Below are 12,336 nucleotides of genomic sequence, written 5' to 3' on the forward strand. Positions count from 1 at the left end.
CTCCAACTCCGCACATTGTGACCTCTGTGCTTATAGCATAAATTCGCCACATGCAATCTTATATCCTCATAGCTAAAGTAGATTTAGCGCGCGGGAAGTCAAACATAGCCCCCACCCCAGGAGAATTTTTCACGCAGGACCTGAAAATAATCCCGTTCTAAGGGCTGGAGTAAAGTGGCCTGCTGGATAGCTTGTTGTAGGCAAAGTTCTTGATCGGGGCGCATGAGGTGGTGGCTCTGCCCATCAAGCACAATCATGCAAGATTTATGCGTCCTAATACTGAGCTGGACATGCGAGCCCAAGATAAGGGGGCGTTGGGTGAGAGAGTGGGGAGCGATGGGGGTGATCAAGATATTTTGGCATAGAGGGTGCACCACACTGCCCCCCACACTGATATTGTACGCGCTCGAGCCTAGAGGAGTGGCCACAATCAGCCCATCAACTTGGTAGACATTAGCCAACACCCCTTCCACAAAGAGTTGGAGCTCTAAAATTCCATACACATCTTTTTTGGTAACCACGATATCATTAGCACACACAAAGCGAGTGTGTTCCTGATCGTCCAGCCACGCCTCTAACATCAAATGCTTTTCAACGCGGTAATACCCATTTTTGAGAGCGTGCAAGAAATCCGCCACGCCACTCAAGTTGGTTGCTGTCAAAAAACCTAAATTTCCCACATGCACCCCAAAACACGCCGATCCACTGCGCAGAGCCCCCAAAAGGGTGCCATCACCCCCCAAACAGAGCAAAACTCCACCAGGCTGAGGCGAGAAATCATAGTTCATGCCCGCCTCTTGTAAGGCCTGCTCTAAAGCATGCAAGGATTCGGGAGGGATCAAGGGCTTGAGGAGGACATGGACATGTTCAATGGGGGAATTGGGAAGAGTCATTTAGGGAAACTTCGCTAGCATTTTTGAAATCCTAAACAAAAAAGCCCCAAGAGGCGAACCTCTCAGGGCTAAAAGGAGGGGGACTGTGATTGTAGCGCGGAGTTTCTTAAATACTGCTTAGAAAGCATAGCGCATCCCCATATTGCCTGTAATATTAATATCTTGGTAATCTAACCCAAAACGCGCGCCAATGCCCGCATTCACATAGAGAGATTTCCACAAACGCACCTCTCCGCCCATCGTCAAGCTCGCAAAGGTGTTGTAGAGCCCACCCTTACGATAGCTCAAAGTGTTATTCCCAATGAAGCGCACTAACTTATCCCCCAAAGAGTGCACAAAGAGGTCGCGCCCGATGTCCGCGATGACAAAATAATAAGAGTTTTTGCCAAAATAATGGCGACTCTCTAGGGCAACATTGAGGGTGAGCACGGATTTCTTATTAGGATCCGCATTGGCCTTAAAGCGATCGTAAATGGGGTTGTCCATGATCCCCTGTAGACTAGAGAGCCCGATGTAGTAATAACGCATGGCAATCTGGGGTTTGAGCACCACACTCTTATTTTTAAAGAAAAAGTCATAGCCATAGTTCACGCCCACATTAGTAGTCCATGTGTTGTATTTGTAGCGTTGGTTGACAATGGAGAGAATGGGGTTGGCGGCATTCACATAGTTCTTGTTATAGCCCCAAGTCTCATTCGCGCTCAAAGTGATCTCGCTATTTTTGGCAAAGATACGGCTATAAAGCCCCACATTGACATTATTGCTATTGGCATTCACAATATTGCCATGAAAACCACTATAGGCATAGGCAACATACCCCCCCACAATTGCGCCTTTCACAAAGCGATCATAGCCCACATTGATTCCATACAGAGTGCCCGTACCCCCAGCCACAAAGCTAGCCCCCCCCACGCCCTGCATCCAAAGGTTATTCTTGATCTTGTCGCGTTGGGAGTAGGCCAAGATCACATCCATCGCATTGGGCACAGCACTAGCAAAGCGTTCACCCTTGATATCTTCCAAGAAGTCATGGAAAGTAGGCACGCTGGCGGTGAAATTAGAGAGTTTAGCCAAACGGCTCATCTGTTGGGTGTAGGTGTTGAGCTGCAAAATATCGGTCGAATTGTTTTTGAGCGAAGGGCTGGCGATGAGGTCAATGCTATTGGCGATGTCCTTAGCCATTTTAACCAAAGTAGCAGACGAGTTGTTTTCCAAATAATAGGGTGCAAAAAGCGGGGTGTTCTTGGTGTCGACCAAGAGCGCACTGAGCCACTCCATCACCCTAGGGCCACCCGCCTTATAGACGGCCTGCACGCTTGAGCTCCCCTGTATTTGCTGGATATACTCTTGAATCGTGGGGACCACGATATCGGGCTGCTTGCCCACCCCCACTTGGATATTGTTATAGGCGATCGAAGAGGTTACCTTTTGCCCTTGAGCGTTTTCATAGCTCACGCTCAAGCCCCGATTAGCAATATCCACTGCTTTACCATTATAGACCAATCCATCCCCCCGAGCGTTGAGCTCCATGCGCCCCCCATTGACACTCAGCTGGGTATACAGGCTCAAGTAATCCTTCCAACTATTGGGGTTAAAGGGCTTGTTGTAGAGATTGTAATCAATCCACTTAGCCTGCACCAAAGTGTAGGCTGCGTTATTAGCCTGAGTGTTGAGGGAGAGAGGGGGCGTGTCAGCAGTGGGTTTAAGCGTGGCGATGCCCTTCACATCAATAAAGGGGGTGTTGGCATTTTGTGCCCCAGCATTGAACAACATGCTTCCCTGAGAGCTAAACGCCCCGCCCACATTAATTCCACTGGGGTTAGTGGTCAAAGTCGCCCCAGAGTAGAGGGTAAAGTCTTGGGCTATCTGCACGGCACTATCAGAGGGGGGAGGTTGATTAGGGGAAGTTTGGGGTTGAATTGGGATGCGCGTAGAGGCATTGTTGAGCGCGTCTTTGATACTCAAGTTATTGGCTAAAAGTGAGGTATTTGGGGCTAGATTAATCGTGCCTAAAAGCGTTTTCCCCGTAATCGCTGAGAGGTCCACCTTCCCACCCTTGGCCTCAATGGTGCCCAAGTAGTTAAAATTGAGTGCGCTGACATTAATGCCCTCGTATTCATTGTTTGTAGTCAGCGTGCCCGCTTTGACAGTAACATTATTAAACTGCGCATTGATATTGAGCCCATTGGTGGCATTGAGTGTGCTCACCTCAATATCGGATTGGTTATTAGAAAAAAAGTTCAGTGTGCCCGCGTAGTTAGTGAAATCAATGCTATTAGTGCCATTAAAGACAATTTTATCCCCAGCTACAAAGCTCAACGCCCCCCCCGTGGCATTGCTAAATTTGCTATTGTTGACAAAGACATTTTGAGCGCCCATAAAGCTAAAATAGCCCTTTTCCCACAGCCAGCTTAAGCCCTTGGGAGCCAAGAGATTGCCCACGCCAACCTCTTTTAATTGCTTTTGCAGGCCATCAGAAAGCACGCTGCCCAAGCCCCTAGACCACAACCCTCCCAAACCCTTGTCTTGCATAATGGCATTGGCAATGGCTTGGAGGTCTTTTTGTTGGCTTAGTTGGTTCAGGGTATTGAGCAAATCCGGACCCAACAGCTGGTTTAAAAGTTTGGCGGTGGTGTTGCCTAGCATGTCAGTGAGAGCGGGCGGAGGGTTGAGCACATTTTGAATGGCCACATCCATCATGCTCCCCAAAATTTGGGGCCCTAGCCACGCCACACTTTTATTGATGAGGTCTTGCTGAGTCAGGACGGTTTTTAAAATTTGCCCAAAGGTGGTGTCATTTAAAAATTTTTGCGCGGCCTCAATGCCAGCGTCGGTACCGGCTTGATCAATAGCTTGTTGCAAGGTCATGCCTGTAAGCGGGGCAAGCTGGTTCATGAGCGTCCAAAGGGTGTCTTTGCTATAAAAGCCGTTGATGATTTTTCTAGCACCATCTAAACCCCCGCCAAAATTTAGAGCCGTTTGTGCTGCAGGAGAGGCTTTGCCAATGGCATCGCTAATTTGCCCATAAATCCAATTCCGCGTCTTTTCGCTAAAGTCTTGAATCAAGCCATTATCTCCCAATAACGACCCCACAGTTTTACTACTGACAACCTCCTTAATAATCCTCATCATGTCGGGCAATTCTAAGAGCGCACTCATGTCCTTGGCATCAAAGAGATCGCCCAGAGGTTTATCCGCAATGCTGGAAGGCAACAACCCCCCCAAGCTTTGGATACTGGAGGGCAACAGCGCATCGCCTGCAGCCTTCTCATAAATGAGATTACCCAGAGTCTGCCCTAAGCCCGCCTGCCCTAAAATCTTATAAAAGCCCTCCTGCCCTAAAAGGGGGAAGATTTGATCGGTGCCCTCTGCAGTGATAGTAGCCTCATTGAGAGTTAGATCGCTCGCGCTATTAAAGCTCACAGAGGCACTCCCTCCAGTCTGCCACGCATTCCCGCTTCCTAAAGTGCCCGTGATATAAATATCTTTGGCATTGAAAGTAGCATCAATGTAGCCCAAGCCCACCGAAGTAGATTCGAGCAACTGGCCCAGATTGGTGCTACGCAATTCCTGGCAACTAGAGGGCCCGCTACAAGTGTCGCTATACCCATTCCCCCCAAACCAGATCACGCTATCGCTTTGAGTTTTGCCCACCTGTGCGCCTCCCACCACCAAAGTACCATTCTCAAATGTTTGGTTGATTCGTGCAGAGAGCCCTCCAATGAGGTCGGTAAGCTCTTGCTTTTGCTCAGGAGTAAGGGTAACATGAGCATTCTCTAGGGCTTGCATCACCTTAGTCGGGTCGTTTAAATTACTGAGTACACCCGATTTAAGTAGACTCTCCAACTGAGGCCACAGACCAGAGGCCAAATTATAAAGACCACTCAAATTAGCCTGTGTGATAGCGGGGTTGTAGATGTGCAAAGGGTCTAGGGGCTGGTTATAAGCCCCATAGGTGCCCGGGATTTCGGGTATTAGGGGGTTAGTCATGGAGGTCGTAGGCGGGATAAACACGCCCTTTAAATTGCTGTCTAAAAAGAAGGTACCCGTACGCGCGTCTTGGTAATCGTATTGGGTCCCCGCGACATTCTGTCGGGATTCCCTGTAGTAGTAGAGTTCGGGCGCGATGTTGAAGAGCGAAGTTTCCACAGGGTGCAAGCTCTGTGAGATTGTCACGACAAGCTTGTTATTTTGCAGACTCTCTGTGATTGTCTGCGCACCATTGAGGGGGTTGGCAAAGCTCCAGCTATTTTGCGCAGCATCATAGGTGGCGTCTGTAATTTTCATTCCATAGAAATCGATCCTCTTATACCCATCTGCTCCGCTAATGCCTGTAAACCCTTGCGTGGTGTTGATAATGCTATAGACCTTAGAGGTTCTATGGGGCAATGCGGTGAAAATATCCACATTAGAAATATCCAATAAGCCCGCACTACCGAATTTGAACGCCCCCTTGACATCCATGTAAGGCTTGACAATATTGGGCGTGAGAATCCCCTTAAGGGTCAAACTCCCATCGAGGTTAAAACTCCCAAATTCCAGCGTGCTATTCTCTTTGCTATAAAAGGAGCTACTGCCTGTGCTTGTGGTGTCGCCAGCAGTGAGCGTACTCTGTCCCATTAAGGCAACATCTGCCCCATTGAGATTGAGTGCTTGCATATTAAGAGAGCTAGCCCCTGCCAAGTTGATATTCACGCCATCATCAAGCTCTGTGGTGCCCTTAATGGTCGCTGTAGCTTGGTTAGAGAGAATTAAGCTGGAGCTCCCGCTAAAGGTGGCATCCTTTTCGAACTTTACATTCGAGTTGGGATCATTGATTCCTAAAGTAGATTCCCCGCCAAAGAGCGCGTTATCACTAAAGGTGATCGTACTCCCGCTATTCACACTCAGTACCGCATTATCCGCAAGCGTGATCGCCTTTTTAAAAGTCGCCGTGCTTTGATTGAGCAAACTCAAGCGCGCGCTATCCATGAAGTATGTCCCCCCATTCAAGGTCAGTGTACTCTGGTGATCTAAATTGATCACGCTATTATCATGGAGAGGCGGACTTTCCGTGCCCGCACTTTGACCTTCTTGACCTTCTTGATTGTTTTGGTTGTTCTGATTTTGATTGTTTTGACTTTGATTCTGACTATTTTGATTTTGATTGCTTTGATTGTCTTGGACAATCTTAGTGCAGGGTGCGTTCTCTTCCGGATTGAGGGAACTCCCAAGGCATAAAGTCCCTACAACCTCCGCCTGACTAGCGTTATTGAGCCACAGCCCGCTATTGTTTTTGAGGACAAGGTCGCCCAAGAAATGCGCGCGGCTTTCTTGATTGAGGCTAAAGAGAGTATTGCTCGCTACTGCGCTGACAGCAGTCCCCGCAGGAGCTCCAGTAGAAGTGGTAGTATTGTTACCATTGCCAAAACCATTTACATAAATATTACTTCCCAAGCCCAGCCCAAAGGTGCTGCCCACTAGGTTGATAGTAGGCGAGTCCATTTGAATAGCCGACTGGCTGCCCTGCACATCACTATTGCTCATGCTCAAACTCTTATGCCCACTGAAGCTAAAGCCTCCCCAAGAGGCATCGCTGAAGATGGAGTTAAGGATGGTGAGATCGTTTTTGGCAATTAAGTATCCCGTAGAATGCTGACTGCCAAATGGAGTTGCCATTCCAGGAAAGACAGTGATAATATTTTCATAAGTCAAGCCATCGGCGGTGAGATTGTTGCCAGCTTGAAAAGTCAAATTAGCCCCACCTCCAAAGGCAAAAGTTCCGGTTTTAATGGTATTGGTGAGGTAAATATCGTTATCAGCCTTGAACTTAGCATTAATAAAACCGCATGCGATAAGGCAGCGCGTTCCACCGGTTGCTAGAGCTTGGTTCCCAAACCATACCGTCCCCCCCGTGGCCGGAGCTGCCCGGCTATTGCCCATCACAAACACCCCACCCCCATTGATATTGATCGTAAAATCTCCCCCGGCTCCGCGCACATAAGTGGGGAGCAAATTCCCATTAGGATTGTAATTGGCATTGTAGATACCAGGATTAGGAACACCCCAACAAAGAACAGCGTTATAACACGGCCCGCTGGTATTCTTTAGCAAAGGATTGACATAGGCCACACCCCCATTGGTATTAAAACTTGTCGACACGCCCTGTTTACCCAACCAAAAGATAGACTCCCAAACATTGGTAGGAATTGTGATTGGATTGAGCACAAGCTTTCCATTGTTCCAAGTCGCTTTGACTTCAAAGGTTTTGTATCCACCTGAGGTATCCTCTAGGGTCGCTTGGTCATTCCCGGTACTTGTCGTATTGCTTGAGGAGAGACCTTGAAACTGCAAAATCTGGGCAATCTGGCTACTGGAGAGGTTTTTGAGTTTTTGCCCCCCGTACATTATCTTATCTGGGTTGTCAAATAGGGTATAGTCTTGCCCCACTTTCAAACCCTGGGTGATATTAAAGACTGCCCCCGGAGCAATAGTTACATTGCTTTTCAGTTGCAAAAAGGGCGAACTCCCTGTCAGAATAGTGTTTACACCAGCAAAAGTGACGCTGTTTTGTCCATTAGCACCCATGCTCTGAAAGGTGTAAGTAGGTTCCCCTGCAAAAGTGCTATCGGTGAATTGGAGCTGGTCGGCTTTAAAATTGGTCTTTTTGGCATCAAAGAGTACATTGTTAAAGGTGGAAGTCTTGCCTTCAATGGCTAAACCACTCATGCCCGTGATGCTCGTGTTGGTCATGCTCAAAGTGCCATTATTGACACCATTTTTTTTAGCCTCAAAGTGCATCTCTGTGCCCGAACCACTAAAGTCACTATTGGTGATGATAGTTTCCTGATCGCTATGGATACTGGTGATTCCCCCCGTTTCATCCACATAGTGCATGTCCTCCATTTTCATGGTGGTGCCCGCTTGGAAATAAGAGTTAGAGCGCTGGGTACCCGCTTTGAGAGTTTGGTAGTAGAGGCCATCGGCAGTGAAATTCTGGGTAGCTTTAAAGGTGATGTCTGTGCCCCCCCCCGTTTTAAATTCATTTCCTGTTTTAAAAATATTGGTCATGTAGATATTGGGAGCAGTCATGGTGCCCGTGACATAGCCCACCAAACCTCCATTCCCACCAACCCCTCCAATTTGCACAGTCCCCCCCTTGGCGGGGTCTTTTTTGTCATTCCCAATGATCAAAGTATCGGTATTGGTAGCGTTGTTAAAATTGAGACTAAAACCGCCTCCAGTACTTGAATAAGTATCCAAAAAATTCCCATTGGGGTTATAATTGGCGTTATAGTTACAAGTGCCAATCCAAGAGTAAGATTCGCACTTTAAAGTGTCTTTGAGTAGGGGGTCGATGTAAGCAATGCCGTTGGCCATCGTTTTTGTGTCATGCCCTAGCCAATACACCGTGTTCCAGACATTATTAGGTGCAACGGCCTTGAGGGGTCCTCCCGCTAATAAAGCTCCCGCTAATAAAGCTCCCGCTTTAGAAGCCCCTTTGGGGAGCGGCGCGAGCTTGGGGATCACCAAGGGGCGTTTGGGGGGATTGGGCCTGGGGGGTTCAAAGACACGGGGGCTAAAGGCGTAAAGTTGAGCGCGCTGGGATTGGTTGGCCTTAATGCGTTTGGCCACCGCATGACTGAGTTTAAGGGTAAGCGGGTGCACTTGTTTCATAGAAAACCTTTCCCATGTTTAACCCTCCTTTATACCACAAAAACGCTAACTAGCCACTTGCACATTATTTGCTTGTTTTTGTCACCATCGTAGTCGCAACTCCTAACAACTAATCTCAAGCTGTAGCAGAAACGCCTTGCTATTGAACTGAGGTGCAAGCCACACACGCCCATACACCTATACAAAAATTCAGTCGGGAAAATCAATAAGTCTCTCCAAAGACTCTCTCAGGTCTTCTTTGTCCCTCTTTTCAAATTTTAGTAATATTATTTAATCATATTATAATAATAAAAAATAATAGAAAGCATGTTGCAAATCCTGCTTTTACGCTATGATCTCTAAAAACCACAAAGAGATAACATGAACTTATTCAACCTACACGCCCCCTATGCCATGAGTTTGGAGCAACAAAAAGTCGTGCAAACTTTAAGTGAGGGGGTAAAGCAAGGGGCGCGTTACCAAACTTTAATCGGGGTTACGGGCTCTGGCAAAACCTTTAGCATGGCCAATTTGATCGCGCGCTTGCAAATGCCTACCTTGATTATGAGCCATAATAAGACCTTATGCGCCCAACTTTATAGCGAGTTTAAAGGCTTTTTCCCCAACAACCATGTGGAATACTTTATCTCCCACTTTGATTATTACCAGCCCGAATCCTACATCCCCAGACGCGATCTCTTCATCGAAAAGGACAGCTCGATCAATGAAGATTTAGAACGCCTACGCTTGAGCGCGGTAACTTCATTGCTCAGTTATGAGGATGTGATTGTGGTCGCTAGTGTGTCGGCTAATTATGGGCTGGGCAACCCAGCGGAGTATTTGAGCATGCTAGAAAAAATCCAAGTGGGGCAAGTGCGCCCTTATAAGCAATTTTTACTCAAACTGGTAGAAATGGGCTATGCGCGCCAAGAAATCCTAGAGAGGGGTAAATTTAGGGTAGTGGGGGAGTGTGTGGATATTTTCCCCGCCTATAATGATGAAAACTTTATCCGTGTAGAGTTTTTTGGCGATGAGATCGAGCGCATCACCAGCATGGACGCGTTGGAGAACACTCCCTTAAAACAATTAGACTCTTACCCCCTCTATGCGGCAAATGCCTTTATTGTGGGTCCGGAGCGTTTGCAACAAGCCATTAAAGATATTGAGCAAGAATTGCAGGCACGCCTAAGCTTTTTCAAACAAGCCCAAAAACCCCTAGAGTATGAGCGCCTTAAAACCCGCACCGAATTTGATTTAGAGATGATTAGTGCCACAGGCATTTGTAAGGGTATTGAAAATTACGCGCGCCACTTCACGGGCAAACAAGAGGGGGAGACCCCCTATACTTTGATGGATTACTTCGCCCAAAAGCAACGCCCCTTTTTGGTGATAGTCGACGAGTCGCATGTGAGTTTGCCCCAATTTAAGGGCATGTACGCCGGGGATTTGAGCCGTAAGCAAGTCTTGGTAGATTATGGCTTTAGATTGCCCTGTGCGCTGGATAACCGCCCGCTTAAATACGAAGAGTTTATCACCAAACCCCCCCATTTTCTCTTTGTCTCAGCTACCCCTAACCCCCTAGAGTTAGAACTCTCACAAGGTCATATCGCTGAACAGATTATCCGCCCCACCGGGTTATTAGACCCCGAGTATGAAGTGCGCCCCGTGGCTAACCAAGTTAGAGATTTATTTGAGAGCATAAAGGTAGTGGTAGCCAGAAAAGAGCGCGTGCTGGTTACTACCTTGACTAAGCGCATGGCCGAAGAGTTATGCAAGCACTATTTAGAATGGGGCTTGAAGGTGCAGTACCTGCATAGCGATATTGATGCGATCGAGCGTAACCACTTGATTAGAGAGCTTAGATTAGGGGTTTTTGATGTGCTCATTGGGATCAACTTGTTAAGGGAGGGGCTAGATTTGCCTGAAGTCTCTTTAGTGGCGATCCTGGATGCGGATAAAGAGGGGTTTTTGCGCAGTGAAACCAGCTTGATTCAAACGATGGGGCGCGCCGCACGGCATGTGCGTGGCAAGGTACTTTTTTATGCCGATAAAATCACGGCGAGCATGCAAAAAGCGATGCAAATTAGCGATGAGAGACGGGCCAAACAAAAAGCCTTTAACTTAGAGCATGGCATTGAGCCTAAGAGTGTGCAAAGACATGTTGAAGAAGAATTGATCGATAGCCTGCCTGCCAAGCCCAAACGCTCCAAAGCCCTAGAAAAAATGCCTAAGAGTGAAAAGGATCGCCTGATTAAAACTTTAAGGGCGCAAATGCAACAACGCGCTAAGGTGTTGGACTTTGAAGAGGCGGCAAGACTACGCGATGAGATCGCACGGATTAGAGGGTTGTAGATTGATGAAAAACTTTTTCTTAGGGTTAGTGTTGGTATTAATGCCTTTCTTCACGGCGTGTATGTGCATTGGGATAATCGTAATATCGCTTGATTATAGTTGCGGGGCTTTGGCAAATATAGTCTTGATGGGCATAGTGGTGTTGTATGGGCTGTCTTTTTTACCCATTAGAGAGATTTATAAATACACGGGCTGGTCTTTTTGCTGTGTGGTGAGTGGGGTTTTTAATGCTGTGTCCGCGCTGTTGTTCCTCCTTATGATCAGCACTCCGGATTAAAAAAGTTGATGATGAAAACTAAAAAAGTGCTCTTGGGATTGGTGTTGGTATTAATGCCTCTCTTTACTGCGTGTATGTGTTTTGGGATGATCGCAACATTGCATGATTATGGTTGCCATACCCATGTTTTGGGATTTGTGAGCGTAGCGGTGTTGGGCGTGTTGTCTCTGTTGCCCATTAGAGAGATTTATCAATACACGGGCTGGCATTCTGGCTGCGTGCTGAGTGGGGGTCTTAATGGATCAGTGGCGCTGTTCTGCCATATGATCGCATCCTATGTGTATTGAAAAGGTGAGTGGTGAAAACTAAAGAAGCGTCTTTCTCAGGGCTAGTGTTGGTATTAATGCCCTTTTTCACTTTGTGTATGTGTTTTGGGGTGATAGAAACATTGCATGAGTGTGGTTGCCACGCGCATATTTTGGGGAGTGCGAGCGTAGCTGTGTTGGGCACGCTGTCTTTTTTACCCATTAGGGAGATTTATAAACACACGGGTCGGTCTTTTGACTGTGTGGTGAGTGGGATCGTTAATGGGCTAGTGGTGGTATTCTGTTATATGATAGCATCCCACACATATTAAAAGGTTGGTGATGAAAAATAGACAAGGATTTCTCGAGCTTTTGTGGCTAGCGTTAGTATTAATGCCTATTTTGACTTTTGGGGCGTGTTTGTTTGTCGGGGGGCAACTTGTCAAGGCTTGCCATTCTCACTTAGCCTTATTCAGCCAAGTGTTCTTAGGCGCGCTGTTTCTTTTGTTAGTTTTTGGGATTTACAAGCGCACGGGCTGGGCTTTTGGCTGTAAAATGAGCGGGATTTTCACCTTATTGGTGGTGCTGAGTGGGGTTTTTGTGGGGCTGGGGCGTTGGGATCGCCCTTGCTATGCAGAGCGGTGCGTGTGTGAGGGGATGTGTTATGAGAGCCCTTGTCCTACAGACCCTGTGAAGGATAAAGATAGTTGTATCGGAAAGTATTGTCCTGAGTGTTTGGGGCGCGCTACTACTGGGGCGCCCCTTAGGTAGGTTTCCCGACTAAAATGTTTTAGGAGCTATGAAAAAGACTAATAGGCATGCAGTCGTTTCGTTGTTAGGAGCATAAAATGAAAAAGACAACATTGTTTTGCTTGGAGTTGGTGCTCATGCCCTTTGTTACTTTTGCATCGTGCATTTTCTTTTATGCGCTGGT

The 12,336-nt window shown here is 47.3% G+C and carries 6 protein-coding genes; 4 read left to right on the forward strand and 2 right to left on the reverse strand.

The window, feature by feature from the left end:
• Positions 1-98: 98 nt before the first annotated feature.
• The gene (locus KCO92_RS04665) at positions 99-893 is read right to left on the reverse strand and encodes an NAD(+)/NADH kinase (protein ID WP_104696313.1); all 795 of its coding nucleotides are present in this window, start codon (positions 891-893) and stop codon (positions 99-101) included.
• Between the two features lie 117 nt (positions 894-1,010).
• Positions 1,011-8,549 (reverse strand): vacuolating cytotoxin domain-containing protein, encoded by a 7,539-nt coding sequence (locus KCO92_RS04670; RefSeq protein ID WP_210647452.1) that lies wholly within the window; start codon positions 8,547-8,549, stop codon positions 1,011-1,013.
• A gap of 360 nt (positions 8,550-8,909) precedes the next feature.
• On the opposite strand from KCO92_RS04670, the gene uvrB reads away from it, so the two are divergent.
• The 4 genes from uvrB (at position 8,910) to KCO92_RS04690 (ending at position 12,173) form a co-directional block, all read left to right on the forward strand.
• On the forward strand, positions 8,910-10,880 hold the full coding sequence (uvrB, locus tag KCO92_RS04675) for an excinuclease ABC subunit UvrB (protein WP_104695432.1): 1,971 nt from the start codon (positions 8,910-8,912) through the stop codon (positions 10,878-10,880).
• Positions 10,881-11,168: 288 nt separating this feature from the next.
• The gene (locus KCO92_RS04680; protein ID WP_104695431.1) at positions 11,169-11,444 is read left to right on the forward strand and encodes an iron transporter; all 276 of its coding nucleotides are present in this window, start codon (positions 11,169-11,171) and stop codon (positions 11,442-11,444) included.
• 11 nt (positions 11,445-11,455) lie between these two features.
• Positions 11,456-11,734 (forward strand): iron transporter, encoded by a 279-nt coding sequence (locus KCO92_RS04685; RefSeq protein WP_233710453.1) that lies wholly within the window; start codon positions 11,456-11,458, stop codon positions 11,732-11,734.
• Positions 11,735-11,744: 10 nt separating this feature from the next.
• The gene (locus tag KCO92_RS04690) at positions 11,745-12,173 is read left to right on the forward strand and encodes a hypothetical protein (RefSeq protein ID WP_104695430.1); all 429 of its coding nucleotides are present in this window, start codon (positions 11,745-11,747) and stop codon (positions 12,171-12,173) included.
• Positions 12,174-12,336 lie beyond the last annotated feature (163 nt).

Origin of the sequence: Helicobacter salomonis, from assembly GCF_017979425.1 — a bacterium.
GTDB lineage: Bacteria > Campylobacterota > Campylobacteria > Campylobacterales > Helicobacteraceae > Helicobacter > Helicobacter salomonis.